This window comes from Alcanivorax sp. IL3, assembly GCF_047495465.1.
In the GTDB taxonomy this organism is placed as follows: domain Bacteria; phylum Pseudomonadota; class Gammaproteobacteria; order Pseudomonadales; family Alcanivoracaceae; genus Alcanivorax; species Alcanivorax jadensis.
Genome location: NZ_CP179931.1, coordinates 1,927,821 through 1,950,500 on the forward strand (window position 1 = coordinate 1,927,821; position 22,680 = coordinate 1,950,500).

Sequence of the window (22,680 nt, forward strand, 5' to 3'; positions counted from 1 at the left end):
CGCTGGGTGTATCCAAGCATTTATGCCTGTTTAAGACAAGCCAATGATCTATTATCCGTTGTCTGTGCTATTGACTATCTTTAAGCAGCAAACGCTTGGAGGAATTGCTGATGCACTGGCTATTGCGGCTGCTTGGACTGGAATGGAATGGCGCCAGCATGCCCTTTTGGGGCGACAATATCGTCCTTGGGCAAGGGCTTTACATGCTCCTGCGCAGTGTTTCCGCCATGGTGTCTGGTTTGACCTTGTTTGCTTATCCATTGAAAGGCCCCCAGCGCTTTGGTGTCGTGTCGTTTGACGAAGCAGGCAATGGCCTGACGCTTGAGGAAAAAACCTTCCTAGCTAGTCTCCATTCATGCGATTACCGGTCTCTATTTTCTTAATAACAGGGCATTGGATATTGCTGTAACGCTAAAGCCTTCAGCTCGAGGCGCAAAAGAGAGGTTGTTGATGTCATGTGCGGATATTTGGAACAGGGGGAATTGTATACTGAGGTCTTTGCAAGAGGGTTCGTTTGTCTGGATGCCGGCACACCTGAAAGCCTGATTGTTGCAGCAAACATGGTGCGTACTGTTGAGCAGCGTGAGCTACCGAAGATCGCTTGTCTCGAGGAAATTGCCTGGCGGGCGAGTTGGATTTGCTCCGAGCAGTTGATGGAGCTGCGAGGGAACCTTAAGGCTCCGGACTACGGCCAGGACCTTGTCGACTTACTGGAACAGGAGGGTGGGCAATGACTGACGCATACCGGGTGCCATTTAATCGTCCCTTGTACTTGGGGCCAGAGCTGGCAGCCATGGCGACCGCAATGTCTTCCGGGGCGCTGGCCGGGAATGGTCCTTTCACCCATTTCTGTGAGACATGGTTGAAGGAATATATTGGCTCGGCTGCCCTGCTGGTGCCTTCCTGTACCCATGCGCTTGAAATGGCAGCTATTCTGATAAACATCAGGCCCGGGGATGAGGTCATCATGCCTTCCTGGACCTTTGTCAGTACGGCTAATGCCTTTGTGTTGCGTGGTGCTCGACCAGTTTTTATCGATATTAGCGCTGATACCGCCAATCTGGACGCGCGCTTGATTGAGCCCGCGATCACAGACAAGACTCGTGCCATTGTACCTGTGCACTATGGTGGGTTCGCTTGCGACATGACTAGCATTATGGGCATTGCCAGGGAGTATGGACTTTGGGTGATTGAAGATGCTGCCCAAGCGCTGATGTCCACATGGAGAGACAAACCGCTGGGGGGAATTGGCCACTTGGGTGCTTTCAGTTTCCATGCGACCAAAAATCTGACGAGCGCAGGTGAGGGTGGGGCCCTATTGATCAACGACCAGGCCCTGCTGGCACGTGCGGAAGTTATTCGTGAGAAAGGAACTGACCGAGCGGCTTTTCTGCGCGGTGAAGCCTGTACCTATGAGTGGAAAGACATTGGTAGCAGCTATCTCCCCAGCGACTGCCAGGCTGCTGCACTGTCTGTGCAATTTGAAGTGGCGGAGGTGGTCACACAGCGGCGGCTGGATATCTGGGAACGATACCAGGTGTCTTTGTCGCCGGACTGTCAATTGAACCGTGTTGCTCTATTCAAATCGCCAGAGGACTGTGGTCACAATGGCCATCTCTTCGCCTTAAAAATGCCCGATGGGCGTCGTCGTGTAAATTTGCAGCAACGCCTTGCGGATGCAGGTGTGACTGCTGCGTCACACTATGCTCCTCTGCACAGCTCTCCGGCAGGACGACGCTATGGCAGAGTCGCTGGCAGTATGCGGGAAACCGATTGCATGGCTGAGTGTCTGTTGCGACTACCGCTTTATTATGCACTGACCGATGTTGAGCAGTCGTTTGTGATTGATAAGGTAAAGGAAGGGTTGAAGGTATTATAGCCGTGCGGGGTGAGTTCAAACATTGTGAAAAAACATTATGCCGGGATAGATTCAGAACCCTTCGCTTTGAGGTGAGTTGTGCCCCACCCAGTGAAGACGAAAGGCCCGGTTTATTAACTCGGCAACGAGACAGGCTGCTGGGGCCTGCTTGCAGTCGCAATCGAGTACCCCGAAATTCGCCCGCAAAACAAACTTCTCGGCGGAAATCGATTACTGCAACCGCCGCTCCAGCCCCTTCATTGCCAACACCCGCGTGCTAATCTCCTCGATCGATAGCTCCGTTGCATCCAGGTAGGGGATGTTGTGTTTGTTGTACATGGCTTCCAGAGCTCTCAACTCCATATCACACTGCCGCAGGGAAGCGTATTTGCTGCCTGCCTTGCGCTCGCTGCGAATGGCGCTGAGGCGGTCGGCGTTGATGGTGAGGCCGAAGAGCTTTTGTTTGTGCTCGACCAGCGGCTTCGGCAGCCGAAGGTCGTCGAAATCGTCTTCAGTGAGGGGGTAATTGGCGGTGAAGAGGCCAAATTGCAGTGCCAAGTAGAGACAGGTCGGGGTTTTGCCGGAGCGGGAAACACCAATGAGAATCACGTCCGCCTGATCATAGTGGCGGGTGCGGGCGCCGTCGTCGTTGTCCAGGGCAAAATGCACGGCATTGATACGGATGCGGTAGGACTCCGCATCGCGGATGGCGTGGCTCTGGTTGATCTTGTGGCTGGAGCGCACGCCCAGTTCGTCTTCCAGGGGGTTCAGAAAGGCGCCGAACAGATCCAGTACCAGTCCGTCGCAGCCGTGTAGGAGGGTGCGATGGTCGTTATTGACTAGGGTGGAAAAGACAACGGGCTTCTGGCCATCCTCTACCGACGCTCTGTTGATGCGAGCGATGGCTTCCCGGGTCTGTTCATCGGACTGGACGAAGGGGAGGGTGATTTGCACAAACTCAATATCGCCGAACTGGCTGAGCATGCTGTGGCCAAGGGTTTCTGCGGTGATTCCGGTGCCATCTGAGAGATAGAATGCCGTTCTTTTCATTGGTTTCAGCCGTCTTCTGTGCCTGTAGGAGCGGCGCTTGAGCCGCGAATTGCTCAACACACGACTTGCCAGGCATATTCGCGACTCAAGCGCCGCTCCTACGGGGTTTTGTAAGTCATTGTTTTCAATGATGACAGTCTAGAGCCCGCAGAGGTTAGGGGCCAGTGCTATCTGTGGGCAGTTGGCGCTCAAATCCGGTAAATCCTGCCTTGGGCGTTGTCCCTGCCTTCACATCCTTCTAAACTGCGCCGCATAGGCTGGTCCGCAGGTTAAATACCCTTTCATTTTCAATGGGATAGTGCTCCCGAGAGGGGCAGGACTAGCCACAGATGCAGGGATTGACCAAAGTCGTACCCAAATTACGACTAGGGGCGGGCAAACTGTGCGGGTTTTGAGTAGAATGGCGGCTCGATTAGCGCCGGCTCAGGCCAGTAATCAACGGTAATACGTAAAAAGGAGACGACCTTGGCGGAATATGTAGTCTGGTTTCAGGACCTTGGGAAAAATGACGTTGAGCGCGTAGGCGGCAAAAATGCATCCCTCGGTGAGATGATCAGCAATCTGTCGGCAGCGGGTGTCTCCGTTCCGGGCGGTTTTGCCACCACAGCTGAAGCCTTTCGCGAGTTCCTTGAGCACAACAATCTGACCCAGAAAATCAACGAGGCCTTAAGCGCTCTAGATGTTGAGGATGTGGTTGCTCTGGCCAAGACCGGCGAGCAGATTCGCCAGTGGGTCGTGGACGCCCCGTTCCAGCCAGCGCTGGATAGTGCTATCCGTGAGGCTTACGCACAGATTGGCGAAGGAAATGCTGATTTGCCGGTGGCAGTACGTTCTTCTGCCACTGCGGAAGATCTGCCCGATGCCTCCTTTGCTGGTCAGCAGGAAACCTTCCTCAATATTCGCGGTATCGACAGCGTAATGATTGCCGTCAAGGAAGTGTTTGCCTCTCTATTCAACGATCGTGCCATCAGCTACCGCGTTCACCAGGGTTTTGATCACAAGCTGGTTGCACTGTCCGCCGGCGTTCAGCGCATGGTGCGTTCCGAGACTGGTGCCGCTGGCGTGATGTTCTCCATGGACACCGAGTCCGGCTTCAAGGACGTGGTTTTTATTACCGCTTCCTACGGCCTGGGTGAAATGGTAGTGCAAGGTGCAGTGAACCCGGATGAGTTCTACGTTCACAAGAAAACCTTGCTGAACAAGAAACCCGCCATCCTGCGTCGCAATCTTGGCAGTAAGATGCAGAAAATGGTCTATGGCGCCGAAGGCTCTGCGGGCAAGTCTGTGAAAATTGTGGACGTGGATAATGCCGAGCGCATGGTCTACTGCCTCAATGACGAGCAGATCGAAAACCTGTCCCGTCAGGCCATCGAGATCGAAAAACACTACGGTATGCCCATGGATATTGAATGGGCGCTGGATGGCGACGACAACAAGCTTTACATCGTGCAGGCCCGCCCGGAAACCGTGAAGAGCCGCTCCGATGTGAATGTCATGGAGCGCTACCTGCTCAAACAGACCGGCAAGGTCTTGGTAGAGGGCCGCTCCATTGGCCAGCGTATCGGTGCCGGCAAGGTGCGCATCGTTACCAACATCAAGGAAATGGACAAGGTCCAGCCCGGCGATGTGCTGGTTACCGACATGACCGACCCGGACTGGGAGCCGGTCATGAAGCGTGCGGCGGCCATTATCACCAACCGGGGTGGGCGTACCTGTCACGCGGCGATCATTGCTCGTGAGCTTGGGGTGCCGGCCATTGTAGGCTGTGGCGATGCCACTGATGTGCTCAAGGACGGTCAGGAAGTGACTGCGTCCTGTGCTGAGGGTGATACCGGCAAGATCTATGAAGGCCAGCTTGAATTCGATATTCAGCGTAACTCCATTGAATCCATGCCCAAGCTGCCGTTCAAGATCATGATGAACGTGGGCAACCCGGATCGCGCCTTCGATTTCGCCGGTCTGCCGAACCAGGGTGTTGGCCTGGCGCGTCTGGAATTCATCATCAACCGCATGATCGGGGTGCACCCGAAAGCGCTGCTGAACTACGACACTCTGCCCAAAGATGTGAAGCAGAACGTGGACAAGCGCACTTCCGGTTACGGTGATCCGGTGGACTTCTATGTGGAGAAGTTGGTCGAGGGGATCTCCACCCTGGCCGCCGCTTTCCACCCGGAAAAGGTGATTGTTCGCCTGTCCGACTTCAAGTCCAATGAATATGCCAACCTGATCGGCGGCAAGCTCTACGAGCCGGAAGAAGAGAACCCCATGCTGGGCTTCCGGGGCGCCAGTCGTTACATCAGCGAAAACTTCCGTGACTGTTTCGAGCTGGAATGCCGTGCGCTGAAAAAAGTCCGGGATGTCATGGGCTTCACCAATGTGGAAATCATGGTGCCCTTCGTGCGGACGGTGGGCGAAGCCGAGCAGGCCGTTGATCTGCTCGCCAAGAACGGTCTGAAGCGTGGCGAGAACGGCCTGCGTGTGATCATGATGTGCGAGCTGCCCACCAATGCACTGCTGGCTGACGACTTCCTGCAGCACTTTGATGGCTTCTCTATCGGCTCCAACGACCTGACTCAGCTCACGCTGGGCCTGGATCGGGATTCCGGTATCGTCAGCCACCTGTTTGACGAGCGGGATCCGGCGGTCAAGAAGTTGCTCAAGATGGCCATCGATGCCTGTAATGCCCAGGGCAAGTACATCGGTATCTGTGGCCAAGGACCTTCGGATCATCCCGATCTGGCCAAATGGCTGATGGAGCAGGGCATCTCTTCCGTGTCTCTGAACCCGGATTCGGTACTCGACACCTGGTTCTACTTGGCGGAGAAGCACGGCAACTGATCCTTTGCCTGCTTGACCTGCAAGGTGCTTCACAGCACAGTAAAAAGCCCGCGATTGCGGGCTTTTTACGTTATGGGCTGGTTGGCAGAGACGTTTCTCAGCGGTTTCCTTTTCCTCTTTTATGTTGAAGAGTCTGTGGATGCGGATAGAGGTCTGAGCAAGAGGAATCTGGGCTGCCATGGACCGCAAGTTCAAAAACCTGGATGAAGGTAAGCCATGTTTCATCGCCTGCTAAGGACTCTGGATCTGTACGACGGCCTGCGACTGCCTGTCAAAGTGGGCCGGTTGGAGCTGTTGCTGATCCACGAGGAGGGGGAGACCCGGTTAATGCAACGGCGCTGTCCCCATGCGGATTTCCCACTGGATCGTTGCACCATCAGCCATGGCGAGCTGCGCTGCCCCGGCCATGGGCTGATGTTTTCCCTGCGAAGCGGCCGCTGTCTCAGCGCTGGCTACCAACTCGAGCAATATCCACTGAGCTATGACGGCCCGTGGTTGGGAGTGGATCTGCCCGCATAGGAGAGAGCAATAACGATGCTTGAAAACGTAACGCTGGTTGCCGCCCGTTTGCGGGTCTGCTTGTGCAGAAATCAGAGGGCAGCTTACTGGCGAATGGGAGAAGCGTAGACCACTTTCTCTTCGCCCAGCCCGGCAACAAAGTGGCTGCTATAGCGCTGGCGTAGTTGTTTGACCTTGCGCACATAGGCCTGGGTTTCCTTGAAGGGGGGGATGCCGCCGTAACGGCGCACATTGCCTTCCCCAGCATTATAGGCCGCCAGGATATGGTCCAGGGTAGAGAATTTGCCTTTCAGGTACGCCAGGAAGCGGGTGCCGCCGAGGATGTTTTCCCGGGCATCAAAAGGATTGCTGACTTCCAGATAAGCAGCGGTTTCTGGCATCAGCTGCATCAATCCCTGGGCGCCGACACGGGATATGGCCTGAGGGTTGAACAGGGATTCGGCATGGATCACGGCCTTTACCAGAGCCGGATCCACCCGGTGCTGGCCTGCCGCCAGGGTGATCAGATTGTCGTAGCGGTCCCGCTCTGCATCACTCAGGGCGCGGGGCTGGTAATTCCAGCCTTTGCGGATGGATAGCAGGGTATGGTTGCGGCCAACCCGGTCTTGAGGTTGATCCGTAAACAGAATGGTGCCGTCAGCGGCGCGATACTTGTATATATCACTGGCCCCGACAGTGCCTGAAAAACTGATCATGCCGCTCATTAGTAGAGCCAGCAGCCCGCTCAGTCGCATTGGTGTCCCGTTCCCCGTTAATGCGCTGTGGTGTGCCACGCGTTGTTGTTGTAAGAAAAAGCCCTGTGAGCTTTTCCCGCCGACGTTACCCCCATGATAACGTCAGGCCTGACAGGTATTACCCATGACCGACGAGTTGTCGGTATGAGCCGCTGAGCGTACCCGGCCAGCGCTCAAATATCATACTATCGCTGCCCTCGACGCCCAAGAGGTCTGGCGCACATTTCGGCTTCATTCTGGCATATGGGAAAATCCATTGCTGTTGGCTATGGCACGTATTAGCTCACCAGCCTTGTTAATCCCTTCGCCCTGCGCACAATAGGGGCAAACCTAGCAGGAGACAGCAGTGACAACAGAATTTGATCTGGTGGTGATCGGTGCCGGTTCCGGCGGCGTTCGAGCGGCGCGGATGGCTGCAAGCCACGGCGCCCGGGTTGCCATCATTGAGGAACGTTTTTTTGGCGGTACTTGTGTGAATGTGGGCTGTGTTCCCAAGAAGCTGTTTTCTTATGGTTCCCATTTCCCCCAGGAATTTGCACTGGCCGAAGATTTCGGTTTTTCCGTGCAGGGCTGGTCGTTCGACTGGGCAACCCTGCGAGATAACAAAAGCCGGGAAATTGAGCGCTTGAATGGCATTTACCAACGCATTCTCGATCAGGCCGGAGTCACTGTTTTCGAAGGACATGGCAAGGTGTTGGGCCAGGGACGAGTTGCGGTGGATGACCAGGAACTGAGCGCAGCCAATATCCTGATCGCCACCGGCGGCAAGCCTTATGTGCCTGAATTTCCCGGCTGTGAGCTGGCACGGATCTCCGATGACCTGTTCTATCTGGAGACGCTGCCTGAGCGAGTAGCGGTGGTGGGGGGCGGCTATATTGCCACCGAGTTCGCGGGCATCCTGCATGGCCTGGGCTGCCACGTCACCCAGGTATATCGGGGTGATCTCTTCCTGCGCGGGTTTGACGGCGATATTCGTCAGTTCGTGGCAGAGCAGATGCGCGGGCAGGGGGTGGATCTGAAGTTCAACAGTGACGTTACCCGCCTTGATAGGGTCGGCAGCGGCAAGCAGGTCACCTATCAGGACGGCAGCCAGCAAACCTTTGACGAAGTCTTTTACGCCACCGGCCGCGTGCCAAAGCTGGATGGTTTGTTTGCAGACGGGGCGACGCCAACGCTGACAGAGAACGGGGCGATCAAGGTTGATGACGGCTTTGCCACCTCCATCCCGGGCCTTTACGCCCTGGGCGATGTGATTGACCGTGTCCAGCTTACCCCAGTGGCCCTGGCTGAAGGCATGTGGCTGGCTGCGCAGCTGTTCGGCGAGAGCAAGCCGCAGGCTACAATGGATTACCGCAATATCGCCACCGCTGTTTTTAGCCACCCGAACATCGGCACCGTAGGGCTCAGTCAGGAAGAAGCGCTACAGCAGGCCTCTGCAATCCGGGTTTACAAAAGTGGCTTCAGACCCATGCGTTACACTCTGGGTGACAAGCAGGAACGCAGCTTTATCAAGCTGATCGTGGACGACGAAACTGACAAAGTGCTTGGGCTGCATATGGCCGGCGAGGACGCGGCAGAAATTACCCAGGGGTTTGCTGTGGCTATCAAGATGGGTGCCAGCAAAGCGGATTTTGACGCTACCGTGGGCATCCACCCGACGGCGGCTGAAGAGCTGGTCACCATGCGTCAGGGGGAAAGAATCACCGCCTGATCAGCCAATATTGGTTGACTATGCCGTAGGGGCCGTAACTGCCGGCGCAACATCCTCCACACTTTCTACAAAGCCGCTGTAGGAGCTCCGCTTGAGGGGCGAACCACGCGTCAGCGTGGAAATAGCTCGCAGGGCGATCAGGAGTATCTTGCTTGGCAGACTCCATTGCGGGCACCTGCCAAGCTGTTATCTCGCTGCGCTCGGTTCGCCCCTCAAGCGGAGCTCCTACAGCGGCTGCGAGACATGATCGGGGGTGCGCGATTCTGGCTATCGCGCCGCCAGCGACGCTCCTGCGGTCTGGGTGTCAGATTCTCTCCAGTTTCACCGGTAGCCCATCGCCGGGTACCGGCAGGCTGGTGGTATCCACCGGCATCTCATAGTCCTGCGGTACGCTCCAGCGAAAATTGAGCAGCACCTGGTGCAGAATCGCCTTTACCTGCATTTCCGCAAAGTGCAGGCCGATACATTTGTGCGCACCGCCCCCGAACGGCACCCAGGCATAAGGGTGCACCTTGTCTTCCCGGCGTGCTTCACTGAACCGTTCCGGATCGAACTTTTCAGGTACCGGCCAGTACTCTTCCATGTAATGCGTGAAGTAGGGCACCACATTGATAAAGCTGCCACGGGGGATGAAAAAGCCCTCGTATTCCACGTCCTTGACGGTCTTGCGGGGCAGGGATGGCACCGGGGCACAGAGCCGCAGTGCTTCTTTCATGGCCATGCCAATGCCTTCCAGCCGGGGCAGGTCCTCATAGTCCAGGCAGGTTTTGCCAAGGGCCTGGCTTTCTTCCCTCAGACGCTCCTGCCATTGCGGGTTCTTGGCCAGATAATAGAAGAGGGTGGAGAGCGTGATGGTGGACGTATCGTGGGCCGCCATCATCAGGAAGATCATGTGGTTGACCACATCGTCATCGCTGAATTGTTCGCCATCTTCTGTTTCGGCGTGACAGAGCACACTGAAAAGATCGGAGTCGCGGCTTTGCCGTTTGGCGGCAATTTCCTTGCGGAAAAAGGCCTCCAGTAGCTTTCTCCCTTTGAGACCTTTTGACCAGCGTAGGCCGGGGACTCGAGTACGCACGATGGCAGTACCGGCGCGAACCGTATCCACGAAGGCCCGGTTGATGTCGTCAGCCTCCGGGCCCAGCTCATAGCCCATGAATACATCAGTGGCCAGATCCAGGGTGAGCTGTTTTACCGCATTCAGCACATGAAAATCGGCGATGTCTTTCCAGGGGGCAATTCCCGAGGTGATGTGCGGGCCCATCCGCTCCAGATACCCCTTGAGCACATCCCGGTTGAAGGCCTGCTGCATGATTTTGCGATGCCAGCGGTGCTCTTCGAAATCCAGCAGCATGATACCGCGATGGAAAAAACGACCAATAAAGTAATCCCAGCCCTGGTGATTGGAAAACAGATCGCCCCGATTGAGCATGACGAACTGATTGGCATCGGGCCCCAGCAGTTGCACCATTTTCAGGCCAAATACGCTAGTCCATGAGACCGGACCGTATTGGTCGTAGCGCTTACGCATAAGACCGATGGGGTCGCTCATGAAGGAGAGCGTATGGCCGATGAGCGGCAGCCCCTTGTCGCCGGGCACAGCTCGAAGCTGACTGTGTGCGGGCAGCGAACAAAACGGTTGTGACATGAATCTCTCCCAATAAACAGAGCGTTTACTATTAGCTGGATACCCCGCTTAGCTCAATACCACTAAACAGATTTCGTTATGACATTTCCCTCTCAGCCGAACGGCTCAGATCTCGTAGTCCCCGGGTGCTGTGTGCTGTTTTTTTGACCTGAACCTGTCTGGCTCACAGCCCGGCAAGGCTGGGGCCAGTCACTCAAGGGTTATGCACTCGGTTATCCACAGAAACTGTGGACAGAAAAAGAGAACCGGTGGGCACTGGGAGAGCCTCCAAGGCCTGTGTATGATTCGGCAACAAACAAAAACTGCGTGCAGGCCCAGATTGAGCCCGCTTCGAAAGAGTGGGCTTCCAGTGGTCGAATGGCTTAAGTCAAACCCGGATCAAGCAGGGCGTCAGCGCCAATAGCGCGGATGCCTGCGGAGCTCTGGCCTGCAGACAGTCCGCAAGCCTGCTGTATTAAGGAGAACAAGGAATGCGTCGTGTGGTGTTTAACCAGAAGGGGGGAGTGGGTAAATCCAGCATAACGGTAAACCTGGCTGCCATCAGTGCTGCCGAAGGAAACCGCACCTTGGTGGTGGATCTGGACCCGCAGTGTAATGCCAGCCAGTACCTGCTGGGGATGCCCGCCTACAGCAATGGTGAAGGCCCCAAGCCGAATATCGGCACCTTCTTTGCCCAGACGCTGTCGTTTCGGTTGAAAGAAAAGGACGCTCGCGACTATGTGCATGCCACGCCTTTTCAGAACCTGTTTGTATTGCCTTCGGATGGCGAACTGGGCGAAATCGAGCACATGCTTGAATCAAAGCACAAGATCTACAAGCTCCGCGGCCTGCTGAAAAGCCTGTCCAAGGATTTCGATACCATCTTTGTCGATACCCCGCCAGCGTATAACTTTTATACCCTGTCCGCGCTGATTGCTGCTGATCGTGTATTGATACCCTTTGATTGTGATGCCTTCTCACGCAAGGCGCTGTATACCCTACTGGAAAACATTCAGGAGGCTCGCGAAGATCACAATGACGAGCTGCAGGTGGAAGGCATCGTCGTCAACCAGTTCCAGCCCCGAGCCCGTTTGCCGCAGGAGCTGGTGGCGTCGCTTGTTGAAGAAGGTTTGCCGATGCTGAGCAGCAAGCTTTCTGCCAGTGTGGTAATGCGAGAATCCCACGAACAGGCGACCCCCCTCGTTAATTTGCAGCCAAAGCACAAGCTGACCGAGGAATATCGGGCATTGTTCCACGAGCTCAATGGCCGCTAATCCGTTTCGCAAGCAGGCGTCTCGCCGTGCCGAGCGTATATTGCGTTCGGCCACGGCCAGCCGATGGCTGGCCAAGGCGGTATTCAACCGCTCTGATCAGTTGCAACAACGTCTGGGGAAGGCGGCGGGGCAGCTCAAGCTACTGGCCCAAATGCTGCTGGACTGGACGACTGGGCGCTACCGTCAGGTGCCCTGGGGAACCCTGCTCACCATCACCGGAGCGCTGGTGTATTTCCTGATGCCCCTGGATGCTATCCCAGACCCGATTATTGGCCTGGGTTTGCTGGATGATATTGGGGTGCTGGCCAAGGCCTGGCAATTTGCCGGAAAGGATATCGAGCGATATCAGCAATGGCGTGAGATCCATGACGACGCTGCTACAGGTCTATAGCAGCCTGTTAGGTGTGATTGGCCTTATGACGCCAGGCCTCGATACCATGAAGTGGCCATAACGCCAGCTACGATTTTGAGGTAGGACCCTGCCCGGACAGGACCCAGGGTGAAAGGCAGCGTGACAGTGACCATTTTGATATCAATACCGGGTTCCTCTCTCTTATGAATTTTGTGATAGTGTTTACTCATATTGAGTGAGTGCCTGCCCTGGGCCGGCGTGATCAGACCAAAAACAAGCAATTCACAACAACAATTAGCGATCAGGAAAAGGGAGTAGTTATGGGCAAGCGTCTGCTGGGGAGCCTTCTGGCTATCGCCTTGCTGCCAGCGCAGGGGATGGCAGCCATTACCAATGCGGATCTTGAAGAGTTTGAGTTGTCGCTGTGGAAGGTGCGCACAAACTTCCATATGCTCACGGTGATGGCAGGCAGTGAGATTTATGCGTCTGACCTGAAGCGTACTATTTCCCAGTCTAGGCAGGCTCTTTCCGAGCTCAGAGCCAATGCCGAGGGCAGCGAAGAGCGCCAGTTTGTGGCAGATCTGGAAAAGGAATTAACCCTATACGTCGATGCCGCCAGGGGTAACACCATGGCGGAGCAAGGGTATACCAATGCCTATATCATCAAGGATGTGAACGAGCTTCCCGCTATTATGGCGGACAAAATGGATGCTTTCGAAAATGCCACCGGTGGCAAGTATGATGAAATTCGTGAGTTATCGGCATACCTTCAGCGGATGACATCAGAGTATCTGAATGTGGCAGCGGACCCTGCCGGCGGAATGGCATCAGGCTCGGATGAGGGCCGGCTGGATTTCAAGAATGCCGTACCGGAATTTGAGAAGATGCTGGAAGCGGCTCAGAAACAATATGCTGGCGACGAAGCCATGACCCGGGCACTGAATCAGGTGGCGGTAAAGTGGAAATTCATTCGTCAGTCCATGGTAAAGTTCTATGAAAATGCGGTGCCGTTCCTGATTTACCGCTATACCAGACAGATGGTGGAAACAATGGAGCAGGCGATCAGTCTGGCATCCACAGATATGGCCAAGCCTACCTTCGGGCCAGTTGAATAGTCTTAACTGCCAGCTTGGCATGCATTCAGGCCCCCGCTAACGGCGGGGGTTTTTCGTGGGGTAAAGAAAGAGGAATTGGGGTGAAAAAACAAGGATTGTGGATGTTGGCGGGGGCGCTGATGGTCGCTGTTTCCGGCGCGCAAGCAGCATTCTCTGCAACGGAACTGGCAATGATGGAAGCGGACGCCTGGCGCGCCAGGATGGGATTCCATCTACTTTCGATTCGTGGTGATAACCCGGAGGACCGGGACGCACTTAGGCAGCTGCTTGATGATGGGGAGCGACGGGTGGTTAAGCTCAAAGGGCAAGCCGAGGGCGAAGAGGTGGCCCAGGCCAGGGCTTTTAACCAGGCCTGGGATGACCTGTCCAAACGCGCGCTCGACAACCCGCTGGCATCTCTGGGTTATGCGGACTATGGCGCCATGAGCGAGATGAACACGACCACTCTTGCTGTTGCCAAGCTGGCTGAGGAGGCCGACTCCACTGACAAAGGCAGCTATCTCAATATTGCGGAGTTGTCGGTCTCCATGCAGCGCTTGGCCAGTGAATACCTTGCGTTGGCCGCCTTCCCGTCGGCAGGCATGCCGACCGGTACTGGGCTGCCGCCAATGGATTTTGCCCTTGAAGCAAAAGCCATTGATGACCAGCTGGAGAATCTAAAGAGACACTATGCCAGTGATACGCAGGCGAGCGAGGTGCTGGCATTTGTTGATCAACGTTGGGTTTTCGTGCGCAATACCATCCCGCGGATGAACGAGAACGATGCCAATAAGGTCCCTTACCTCTTTTATCGCTACGCCAGCCAGGTCGCAGAGCACATAGAGGAGCTGGTAGCTCCCTGAGCTAAAAGGTAGCACTTTCCGGTGGAGCAAAAGGGGCGTTCTTCCGGAAAGTATGGCTATGGGGGTGTCAGTATCAATCTGAGCGTGTTGCCAGCCAGTCGGCGCTGATACGCCACGCTTGGCTGGGTGCCTTGGAGCCGGAGAATACCCCGGCATGGCCGCCAGGGACTTCTTCGAAACGTTTTTCCTGGCTGCCGACCAGCCGTAGCACTTCCTTTGCGGCGCGCAGGCTGACGATATTGTCGGTGGTGCCGGCAAACGCCAGCAGGTCCTGGCGAATCGCAGAAAAATCCACACCGCGACCACCGATACGGATTTTCCCCTTGGCCAGGCTGTTTGCCAGAATCATCTTCTCGATCACTTCGCGCACTACCGCACCCGGATAATCCACCATATCGTTGAACCATTGACCCATAGTCATGTACTCGGTGACGTATTCCCGGTCGGCAATGTTCTTCACCAGATCCAGATAAGCCTGCACCACCCCTGGCGGATTGGTCATTTTAAAGCCGAAAGTCAGCAGCCCTGCCGGGATATGGAACAGCTTATCGTCCAGTGGCTCTAGACGCAGCTTGAACCAGTCGTGGAGTTGCATGGCGGGGATGGATGCCAGGCCCAGGGCCTTGCCGAAAGGACCACTCTTGTGGAAATTCACCGGGCTGGCAATGGTGATCAGGCTGCGCACCGGCGCATCCAGGTGTCCCCCGAGGTACATCAGGCAAAGCAGGCCGCCCATGCAGTAGCCCATCAGGTTGACCTGCTCCTGCCCGGAATGTGCCTTGACCATTTCCACCGCTTCCGGCAGCCAACGATTCACATACGTATCCAGATCCAGGCTGCGCTCGGCCTGGGAGGGTTTGCCCCAATCTACCAAATAGATGTCATAGCCTCGCGCCATCAGATAGCGGACCATGGAGCGGTTCGGCATCAGGTCATAGGTCCAGCAATGAATCCCCAAAGCGGGCACCAGAATCAGGGGAGTGCGATATTTATGGCGCTCAACAGGCATGGTCTCGTCATTGACTGGGATTTCGGCCATGGGCGGCAGGCTATAATGGCGAACTGCCATGATGCCGTCGCGGTAGATTTCATCCCAGGGGCATTTATCAATCTGGATAAACCGCTGCGGATGCCGCCGACGCTCGACGATATGCCCAACTGCACGCAGACTGGTCTTCAAACGGGATGACGTCGCCATGGGAGGCCTCCGACAATGAGGGGGCTGGGATACTATCGGGAAAGCAGCGTATTACTAGGGTGAAAAAGTAACACTTTGCAGAGTAATGTCGACTCGTTAATCTAGCGCGCCCGAGGCACAGGAGGCATTGGCCGTCGTGACAACTTCATCGCAATCATTTACCCGTCTGGATGTCTGTAACCGCTTTCTGGAGTCGGTCAGGCACTCAGTCGTGCTGGGGCTGGAAGTGCTCAGCGCTGAAGAAAACGCTGTAAGGGTACGCGTGCCCTGGCGCGAAGACTTGGTCGGGAACCCGGAAACCGGTGTTATGCATGGTGGCGCCATCTTCGCCATGATGGATCATGCTGGCGGCATGGCAGTCACCTGCCGTACCTTCCCGACGTTTGAAATTACCCCCACCATCGACTTTCGCGTGGATCATCTGCGCGGCCCTGAAAAGGGCGCAGCCGTATTCTGCGAAGCCACCTGCTATCGCCTCACTACCCACGTGGCCTTTGTACGCATTACCACCTGGGAAGAGGGCAATGAAGATGAGCCCATCGCAACCGGTCTGGCAACCTATACCCGACTGAAAATCGAAACGGCAGGCAAGGTGGTGGGGCAATGAAAGCACTGAAAACCCTGATTGAAGAATGCCGCGCTGGTGAGGCGGATTACCAGAGCCTGATTGACCGGGTACCCTATGCCCGCTTTCTGGGCATCCAGGTAGTGGCGCAGGGTGACGAGCTGACCTTCGTCCTGCCCAAGCATGACAATGTGGTGGGCAATCCGACCTTGCCGGCCCTGCATGGTGGGGCGGTGGCTGGCTTTATGGAGCAGGCCGCGATTATCTTCATTCTGCTGCAAATGGGTGAGCCACGGGTACCCAAGACAATCGATTTCACCATCGATTACCTGCGGGCCGGTCTTTTCCGAGACACCTATGCGGAATGCAGCGTGACCCGGCTGGGGCGCCGAATTGCCAATGTGCATATCAGCGCCTGGCAAAAAAACCGCCAGGAACCCATCACCATCGCCCGGGCCCATTTCCTCTTGTCTGATGATGCGGGCTGACGTCGCAGACTTTTGAGGATCAAGCATCCGCTGTTTTGTAGGGTGCACTGAGTCTAAGCGAGCTGCACCCATTCGGCGTTGGATGGTGCAGTTTGCTTAGGCTAAGCGCACCCTGCGTCTTCCTGAGAGATTTTTCTGGTTTTGCGTTTATTGTGATTTTGCGCCAACCTTCGTCCCGATTGTCAGAACGCGACATTGTTCCAGCAACCACATCCGCCTAGCGTTTAAGTGAACCTGTTCAGGACGCAACGTTGCGTCCTTGAGTGTGCGCTACAACGCTAAAAAGGGTGTTTTCATGAAAATAACCAACGTCACCTCTCCACCCACATCGGTGAGCATTTACGAAAACTGGGACGGCCCCGGTGCCGATGATATTGAAGACAAGCTGACCCCTGGTCATGTGCAGGATGTGGTGGAAATCTTCCAGACCCCGCTCACCGGCCATTACAACTGGGACTACTCCAGTGCCGATGGGCGTATCCGCAAGCTCTACCGCCTGGGCAAGGAACTGAACTGGAATGCGGACATGGATCTGGACTGGAGCCAGACCTTTCCCAGGAGCGAGGTGCCCCTGGATCAGTCCTTCAACCCGTTCAATGGTTGGCCTACCTTCGAGGCACTTAGCGACGACGAAAAACTGCGCTTCGGGTGGCACAATCTTGCCTGGATGCTGGCGCAGTTCATGCACGGGGAGCAGGGTGCGTTACTGGTGGCTTCACAGCTGGCAAGTTGTGCACCTTCCTACGATGCCAAGCTCTATGCGGCCAGCCAGACCTTCGATGAAGCGCGGCATGTGGAAGTGTTCACCCGCTACCTGCAGGAAAAGATCGGCATTCTCTACCCGGTGAATCCAAATCTGAAAGCCCTCCTCGACAAGATCCTCTCGGACCCTCGCTGGGACCTGAAATTTATCGGTATGCAGATCATCATCGAAGGCCTGGCCCTGGCGGCTTTCAATACCCTCAAGCTGACCGCCCATGATCCGCTTCTCAAGCAGATCATCCACTTGGTTATTCGCGATGAAGCGCGGCACGTTACCTTTGGTGTCAACTACTTGGAGGACTTTGTTGAGACTCTTTCTGAAGAAGAAAAAGAAGAGCGGGCGCACTTTGCCTTTGAGGCCTGCGTGGTCATGCGTGAGCGTCTGATCAGCACCGAGGTGTTTGAACACTTTGGCTGGGATGTGGACGAGGCCCGTGAACAGGTCCTGTCTTCCACCATCATGGCCCAATTCCGCAATCTGCTGTTCACTCGCATCATGCCCAACCTGAAACGTATCGGTCTGCTCACCGAGTCGGTTCGCCCCCGTTTCGAAGAACTGGGCATCCTTCAGTTCGAAAACCTGGTGGATGACGGCGAAGTGGACTGGGCGGAGTTGTCGAAACCTCTCTACGACGAAGCCTCCTGAGGGCTGTCTCTGTAGGCTCTTACAAAAGTCTATAGTCAGCGTAGGGTGCACTGAGCCTAAGCGAACTGCACCATTCAAGCGCCAGATCGGTGCAGTTCGCCTGGGCTCAGTGCACCCTACGTTTCAACACGCTGTCGACGTTGACGATTCCCTGCCGAACCGGTTTGGCCAGCGCCTGAGTGGTCGCTTCATAGGCCTGCTGTAATGCCATGCGCCCCTGCTCCAGCTTCTCCGGACCGCTGCGGCTCAGGCCATCAATGGCCAGGGTGATCAGGTTGGGGCGCAAAGGCGCCTGCAGGGCAGGGCTATTGGCCCGTCGCCACGGGGATCGGGATTGCAGATGGTGATAGAGTACGCGCTCGACGGGCCAGGTGCCGGCGAGACCATGCCGGTCGGCAATGCCACCATCCCAGTAGTAACCACCGTCGATCCGCGCCGGCTGGAACAGGAAGGGCACGGCGCAGGACGCATAGACGGCTTCTACCGGGTCCCCGGTGCTCAGTACCCGGGTGCGGCGGCTGCCGGCATGCCAGGCGGAAATGGCCACCGGGGTGGGGCTAAGGGCCAGGTCCGTTATCGGTAGCAGCTCTTGCAGCAATGTGCGAAAACGCTTGCCGGCTAGCAAACCAAGTCCGGGAGACGGGTCCCAGAAATGCTCCCGGGACAGCCCGAGCAGAGTGCGCTCCATTCTTTCCGGACATGCCTGGCTGGCCATGCAGGCGGCTACCAGCGCGCCGGCACTGGAGCCGCAATAGCGGGCAGGCTGTAATTCATGTTCTTTCAGGGCTTTGACGACACCAAAATGGGCAAAGAAACCAAAAAAACCGGACGACATGGCCAGGGTAAAGGGGCGCTCGGCCAACCAGTCCGCCATGCTTGGGGCGGGAAATGTCTTCATTGAACTCTTCCTCTGCGGCGACAAACCCTAACCCGGGCACCCTCAGCCATACAATCCTGTTGACCGCCGTGGCGGTTACCGCACTGGGTCAGACCCTGGTATTCACGCTGCTTCCGTCCCTGGGCCGGGCCACCGGCCTGGCGGAAATGCAGGTGGGACTGATCATCAGTTGTTCGTCGCTGATTTTTGCCTTGGCCAGCCCGGTGTGGGGCACCCTCAGCGAATCCCTGGGCCGCAAGCGGGTGCTGGTGATCGGGCTGAGCGGCTATTCCCTGGGCACGCTGATGTTTGCGGTGGTGTTCGATATTGGTCTGCATGGCGGTCTGGTCGGTGGCTTGCTGGTGGCCGGTCTGGTGCTCAGTCGCATGGTGCAGGCGGCGATCATGGCCGCCACGCCGGCCGCCGCCGCAGCTTATACCGCAGATATCACTACCCCGGAGCAGCGCACCCAGGGTATGGGGCGTATTGGTGCAGCGAACAATCTGGGGACAGTGATCGGGCCGGTATCCGGTGGGCTGCTGGCGGCGGTGGGTTTGGTCTTTCCGCTCTATGGCGTGGCGGCCCTGACCGCACTGATGGCTATCGCAACAGCCTTGTGGCTGCCTCAATCCCCACACCAGCCTACGGCGCGCACCGTGTCCCTGGGCAAGGTGCTGCGCAGTGGTCTCGGCGCCTATGCGGACCCGCGACTGCGGGACTTGCTGCTCACCGGCGTGATGCTGTTCATGAGCTTTGCGCTGATTCAGCAGACCCTGGGCTTCCTGTTTCAGGACCACTTCGGGTTATCGCCCGCGGCGGCGGCCCGCGCACTTGGCCTGACCATGATGGCGGCGGCGGTCACCTCCCTGTTTGGTCAGATTGTCGTGGTGCAATGGCTGCGGGCACCGGCCACGTTGCTGGTGGCCCTGGCTGTTCCGGCGCTGGGCGTCGGCGCCTTGATTCTGTGGCTGGCAGACCGGCAACTGGTGATGAGTTTTGCGGTATTGCTGGTGGGGCTCGGCCTGGGCTTTGGCATGCCGGCGATCATGTCTCTGGCCAGCCTGCGAGTCAGTAGTGAAGAACAGGGGCGGGTGGCCGGTCTGGCCAGCGCCTGCCCGGCACTGGGCTTTATCCTCGGGCCGCTGGTTGGCACAGGCCTGTACACCCTGGATCATCGCTGGCCCTATCTGCTGGTATTGTCCCTGATGGTGCCGCTGGCCTGGCTGGCCTGGCGGCTGGTACGTTCTGCGGCGGCTAGTGCGTAGGGTGCCAGTGGCGAGGTCCGGGTTTCGAGTCGCGAAAACCGGTCAAAATACGTCAGCTTCGTAGGGTGCACTGAGCCTAAGGCGAACTGCACCGATTCGGCGCTGGGGATGGTGCAGTTCGCCTTAGGCTCAGTGCACCCTACGGTGAAAGTTGGGGCCGGTGAGTCATCAAGTCAGGCATTCACTGACAACGACTTCCACAGATGGGCCGCCATCAGGCTGCGCCAGGGGCGAAAGTCTGCCAACCAGAGCTCGGCTTCACGGGCAGTAGGTGGCGCGGCATTGCCCAATAACTGCTGGATGGCTCGGCGTACGGCCACATCCCCATGCAGGCTGCCGTCCATCCAGGCATACCCCCTCAGCAGTGCATAGTGAACGCTCCAGGGACCCAGCCCACGTATTTCCAGCAAGCTCTTCCGTAAGGCTTCCAGGTCGGGCTGTGCCGTGTGAATCTCGGGCAGAAGGGTCTCGTCAAGGCAGAGCCGGGCAACGGTGAGCAGACACTCCGCCTTGCTGCGCGAAAAACCGCAGGCCTTCAGTGTTTCCGCGTCCGTGTTGGCAGCATCCTTGGCATCGGGGTAGCAGTAAAGGCCGTTACTGTGCCTGCGGCCCAGGCGCTGTATAAAACGTCGGCGAATGGAAACGGCGGCCGCCACACTGATTTGCTGGCCGATGATGGCCCAGCTCAGTGCCTCAAACGGTGAGGCGGATTGTGGTACCCGCAATCCGGTCTGAGTGCGCACCATTGCGCCCACCAGGGGATGCCTGCCGGTCTGCGCCTCGAATTCTTGTGTTGGCTGATCCAGGCCAAGCAAGTGACGAGCAAAGGCGTCCAGTGAAACGCTGGCTGAGGGCGCCTCGGCGTCACATTGCAAGGTAATACGGGCCTGGCCTGGCTCATGGAATGCCACTGTCAGCAGGGTGGGTACCTGTTGCCAGATGAAGGCTTTCACCAGCATCCCGGCATCGACTTTCTCGGCCACTGCTTGAACATCCCGCCGGTGAAAATCAAGGAAGGCGTCGCGATTGAAATCCGCCGGTAGCGGTAAAACTAGCTCGGCTGTTTGTTCCCTCACTCACTCTCCTTGTTTTCAAGCTCGCGTTCCAGCAGGACCCGCTTGCGCTCCACGCCCCAGCGGTAGCCGGACAGGCTGCCATCGCGGCGTACAATCCGATGGCAGGGAATCGCCACGGCTAATGTATTGGCGGCGCAGGCCGACGCAACGGCCCGGGCGGCTCCCGGTTGGCCAAGCGTTTCGGCCAGAGCCTGATAGGACAGGGTGGTGCCCGGTGGTATCTGCTGCAGCGCCTGCCAGACCCGTTGCTGAAATGCGGTGCCGCGAATATCCAGTGGCAACGACAGACTCTGTTTTGGATCTTCGACCAGTGAAATAACCCGGGCCACTTTGCTGTCAAATGCCGGATCCGGTGGCAGCAGCTCGGCGCCGGCAAAACGTGCCTGAAACTCCTCTAGCAACGGCTCCGGCGCATCACCGAGACTGATGGCACAGAGGCCCTGCGACGTTTCTGCCACCAGCAGGCTTCCCAGGCTACATTCGGCTATGGCAAAGCGGATAGCTGTCCCCGTGCCGCCGGAACGATACTGGCCGGGCAACATGCCCAGCATCTGCTTGCCCTGGCTATAAAGCTGGCTGCCGGATTCCATTCCCCACTCCTGCATGGCACCACTGATGGATGCATGGCGCTGTAAATTCCCGGTCAGTCGCCGCCGGCGCACTGCCAGCCCATAGTCCCGTGGCGAAACACCGGTGACGGCCTTGAACTGGCGCTGCAGATGGTGGCGCGACCAGCCGCACTGAGCGGCAAGCTCTTTCAGCGTCGGCAGGCTGTGGCTTTGCTCAATATGGCGGCACAGGGCTGTGACGGTGTCTGTCACCGGTGAGCCAGCCAGGGAAAACGGATTGCAGCGACGACAAGGGCGAAAGCCTGCCTGCAAGGCTTCCTGCCCATTGGGGAAAACCCGCACATTAGCCGGGTTAGGTCGTCTTGCCGGGCAACTGGGCCGACAGAAAATACCGGTGGTGATGACGCCATAGACAAAGCGACCATCCGCGCTTCGGTCACGGTTCTGGATGGCATGCCACTGTGTGTCGGTAATCTGCGCCGTCACTGTGCTCACGATCTTGTTTCCTGGGCGTTAAGAGCCTGACTTCATCATGACCCGAAGAAAATCGCGATGCACTCTGGATGTTGCGGGGGAATTGAAAAAACTGGAAGGGGAGAAGAGGTGGGTGCCGGGCACCCACCTCCAGATTGCCTTACTCGGTGTAAGGCAACAGGGTCAGTTCAACACGACGGTTTTGCTCACGGCCGCTGGCAGTACCGTTGCTGGCAATGGGCTGGGTTTCGCCGAAACCGACGGTATCCATGCGCACTTGTTCAACGCCGAAGCCGCCCAGAATATTGGCGACAGACTGGGCGCGTTGCTGGGACAGCATCAGGTTGTACTTGTCGCCGCCGGTGCTATCGGTGTGGCCGGCTACCTGAATCATGGTGGACTTGTATTCCTTCAGCACTTCAGACACTGCGTCCAGTACCGGGCGGAAGGAAGACTTCACCGTGGTGCTGTCGGTGTCGAAGGTCAGGTTGCCCGGCATGTTCAGGATGATGTTGTCGCCGTCACGGGTAACCGACACACCGGCGCCTTCCAGTTTTTCGCGCAGCTTGGCTTCCTGTACATCCATGTAGTAGCCCACGCCACCACCGGCAACGGCGCCAATACCGGCGCCTTTCAGTGCCCGCTCTTTACGCTCTTTGGCACTGTCTGACGTGGCGATACCGATCAGCGCACCGGTGACGGCGCCAATACCGGCACCCATGCCAGCCTTGGAGGTCTGCTTTTCACCGGTGTAGGGGTTGATGGTGCTGCAGCCAGCCTGCAGGGACATAGCGCCTGCAAGCGCCAGACAGCCAACGAAACGTTTCATGGAAACTCCTT

21 protein-coding genes are annotated in these 22,680 nt (G+C 57.1%); 13 read left to right on the plus strand and 8 right to left on the minus strand.

The window, feature by feature from the left end:
- Positions 1 to 110 precede the first annotated feature (110 nt).
- Both ACMG4M_RS08995 and rffA read left to right on the plus strand, forming a co-directional pair.
- Complete coding sequence (locus ACMG4M_RS08995) at positions 111 to 383, plus strand: hypothetical protein (RefSeq protein ID WP_414429840.1); 273 nt, start codon at positions 111 to 113, stop codon at positions 381 to 383.
- A 347-nt stretch (positions 384 to 730) separates the two neighbouring features.
- Positions 731 to 1,879, plus strand: a complete 1,149-nt coding sequence (gene rffA, locus ACMG4M_RS09000) for a dTDP-4-amino-4,6-dideoxygalactose transaminase (RefSeq protein WP_414429841.1) — start codon at positions 731 to 733, stop codon at positions 1,877 to 1,879.
- Between the two features lie 210 nt (positions 1,880 to 2,089).
- Here the strand turns inward: rffA and ACMG4M_RS09005 are convergent, their stop codons facing one another.
- On the minus strand, positions 2,090 to 2,908 hold the full coding sequence (locus tag ACMG4M_RS09005) for a pyruvate, water dikinase regulatory protein (protein ID WP_035244330.1): 819 nt from the start codon (positions 2,906 to 2,908) through the stop codon (positions 2,090 to 2,092).
- A 465-nt stretch (positions 2,909 to 3,373) separates the two neighbouring features.
- Here ACMG4M_RS09005 and ppsA point away from each other — a divergent pair, with 465 nt between their 5' ends.
- Together ppsA and ACMG4M_RS09015 are read left to right on the plus strand one after the other, a co-directional pair.
- A complete protein-coding gene (ppsA, locus tag ACMG4M_RS09010; RefSeq protein ID WP_035244333.1) occupies positions 3,374 to 5,746 on the plus strand; it encodes a phosphoenolpyruvate synthase in 2,373 nt (790 codons plus the stop codon).
- Positions 5,747 to 5,962: 216 nt separating this feature from the next.
- A complete protein-coding gene (locus ACMG4M_RS09015; protein ID WP_035244335.1) occupies positions 5,963 to 6,265 on the plus strand; it encodes a Rieske (2Fe-2S) protein in 303 nt (100 codons plus the stop codon).
- 83 nt (positions 6,266 to 6,348) lie between these two features.
- Here the strand turns inward: ACMG4M_RS09015 and ACMG4M_RS09020 are convergent, their stop codons facing one another.
- Positions 6,349 to 6,999 carry a transglycosylase SLT domain-containing protein gene (locus ACMG4M_RS09020; protein WP_035244337.1) on the minus strand — a complete coding sequence of 217 codons (651 nt, stop codon included), beginning with the start codon at positions 6,997 to 6,999 and terminating at the stop codon, positions 6,349 to 6,351.
- Between the two features lie 346 nt (positions 7,000 to 7,345).
- Between ACMG4M_RS09020 and gorA the strand changes: the two genes are divergently transcribed.
- Complete coding sequence (gene gorA / locus ACMG4M_RS09025) at positions 7,346 to 8,710, plus strand: glutathione-disulfide reductase (protein WP_272998422.1); 1,365 nt, start codon at positions 7,346 to 7,348, stop codon at positions 8,708 to 8,710.
- Positions 8,711 to 9,014: 304 nt separating this feature from the next.
- Here gorA and ACMG4M_RS09030 read toward each other — a convergent pair whose 3' ends face one another.
- A complete protein-coding gene (locus ACMG4M_RS09030) occupies positions 9,015 to 10,358 on the minus strand; it encodes a cytochrome P450 (protein ID WP_035244340.1) in 1,344 nt (447 codons plus the stop codon).
- A 470-nt stretch (positions 10,359 to 10,828) separates the two neighbouring features.
- On the opposite strand from ACMG4M_RS09030, the gene ACMG4M_RS09035 reads away from it, so the two are divergent.
- The 4 genes from ACMG4M_RS09035 (at position 10,829) to ACMG4M_RS09050 (ending at position 13,920) form a co-directional block, all read left to right on the plus strand.
- A complete protein-coding gene (locus ACMG4M_RS09035; protein ID WP_272961828.1) occupies positions 10,829 to 11,611 on the plus strand; it encodes a ParA family protein in 783 nt (260 codons plus the stop codon).
- Entirely contained in the window at positions 11,601 to 12,002 is a 402-nt protein-coding gene (locus ACMG4M_RS09040; protein ID WP_272961827.1) for a YkvA family protein, read from the plus strand. Before ACMG4M_RS09035 ends, ACMG4M_RS09040 begins: the two co-directional genes overlap by 11 nt.
- A gap of 281 nt (positions 12,003 to 12,283) precedes the next feature.
- Positions 12,284 to 13,078, plus strand: coding sequence for a hypothetical protein (locus ACMG4M_RS09045; RefSeq protein ID WP_035244346.1), 795 nt, complete (start codon positions 12,284 to 12,286; stop codon positions 13,076 to 13,078).
- Between the two features lie 80 nt (positions 13,079 to 13,158).
- On the plus strand, positions 13,159 to 13,920 hold the full coding sequence (locus tag ACMG4M_RS09050) for a hypothetical protein (RefSeq protein ID WP_232221946.1): 762 nt from the start codon (positions 13,159 to 13,161) through the stop codon (positions 13,918 to 13,920).
- Positions 13,921 to 13,993: 73 nt separating this feature from the next.
- Here the strand turns inward: ACMG4M_RS09050 and ACMG4M_RS09055 are convergent, their stop codons facing one another.
- On the minus strand, positions 13,994 to 15,118 hold the full coding sequence (locus ACMG4M_RS09055) for an alpha/beta fold hydrolase (protein ID WP_035244350.1): 1,125 nt from the start codon (positions 15,116 to 15,118) through the stop codon (positions 13,994 to 13,996).
- Between the two features lie 136 nt (positions 15,119 to 15,254).
- Here ACMG4M_RS09055 and ACMG4M_RS09060 point away from each other — a divergent pair, with 136 nt between their 5' ends.
- The 3 genes from ACMG4M_RS09060 (at position 15,255) to ACMG4M_RS09070 (ending at position 17,579) form a co-directional block, all read left to right on the plus strand.
- Positions 15,255 to 15,725 carry a PaaI family thioesterase gene (locus ACMG4M_RS09060; RefSeq protein ID WP_232221947.1) on the plus strand — a complete coding sequence of 157 codons (471 nt, stop codon included), beginning with the start codon at positions 15,255 to 15,257 and terminating at the stop codon, positions 15,723 to 15,725.
- Positions 15,722 to 16,171 (plus strand): PaaI family thioesterase, encoded by a 450-nt coding sequence (locus ACMG4M_RS09065; protein ID WP_035244352.1) that lies wholly within the window; start codon positions 15,722 to 15,724, stop codon positions 16,169 to 16,171. The genes ACMG4M_RS09060 and ACMG4M_RS09065 overlap by 4 nt, the downstream gene beginning before the upstream one ends.
- Positions 16,172 to 16,466: 295 nt before the next feature.
- Positions 16,467 to 17,579: a ferritin-like domain-containing protein gene (locus ACMG4M_RS09070; RefSeq protein ID WP_156964802.1), complete on the plus strand. Its 1,113-nt coding sequence runs from the start codon at positions 16,467 to 16,469 to the stop codon at positions 17,577 to 17,579.
- Between the two features lie 106 nt (positions 17,580 to 17,685).
- Here the strand turns inward: ACMG4M_RS09070 and ACMG4M_RS09075 are convergent, their stop codons facing one another.
- Positions 17,686 to 18,477, minus strand: a complete 792-nt coding sequence (locus ACMG4M_RS09075) for a patatin-like phospholipase family protein (RefSeq protein ID WP_414429842.1) — start codon at positions 18,475 to 18,477, stop codon at positions 17,686 to 17,688.
- Here ACMG4M_RS09075 and ACMG4M_RS09080 point away from each other — a divergent pair.
- Positions 18,468 to 19,721, plus strand: a complete 1,254-nt coding sequence (locus ACMG4M_RS09080; protein WP_272961823.1) for an MFS transporter — start codon at positions 18,468 to 18,470, stop codon at positions 19,719 to 19,721. The two genes, ACMG4M_RS09075 and ACMG4M_RS09080, sit on opposite strands and share 10 nt — an antisense overlap.
- A gap of 173 nt (positions 19,722 to 19,894) precedes the next feature.
- On the opposite strand, the gene ACMG4M_RS09085 is transcribed toward ACMG4M_RS09080, so the two are convergent.
- The 3 genes from ACMG4M_RS09085 to ACMG4M_RS09095 form a co-directional block, all read right to left on the minus strand.
- On the minus strand, positions 19,895 to 20,797 hold the full coding sequence (locus ACMG4M_RS09085; RefSeq protein WP_414429843.1) for a DNA-3-methyladenine glycosylase family protein: 903 nt from the start codon (positions 20,795 to 20,797) through the stop codon (positions 19,895 to 19,897).
- A complete protein-coding gene (gene ada / locus ACMG4M_RS09090) occupies positions 20,794 to 21,861 on the minus strand; it encodes a bifunctional DNA-binding transcriptional regulator/O6-methylguanine-DNA methyltransferase Ada (protein ID WP_414429844.1) in 1,068 nt (355 codons plus the stop codon). The genes ACMG4M_RS09085 and ada overlap by 4 nt, the downstream gene beginning before the upstream one ends.
- A gap of 139 nt (positions 21,862 to 22,000) precedes the next feature.
- The gene (locus ACMG4M_RS09095; RefSeq protein WP_035244359.1) at positions 22,001 to 22,669 is read right to left on the minus strand and encodes an OmpA family protein; all 669 of its coding nucleotides are present in this window, start codon (positions 22,667 to 22,669) and stop codon (positions 22,001 to 22,003) included.
- Positions 22,670 to 22,680: the final 11 nt, after the last annotated feature.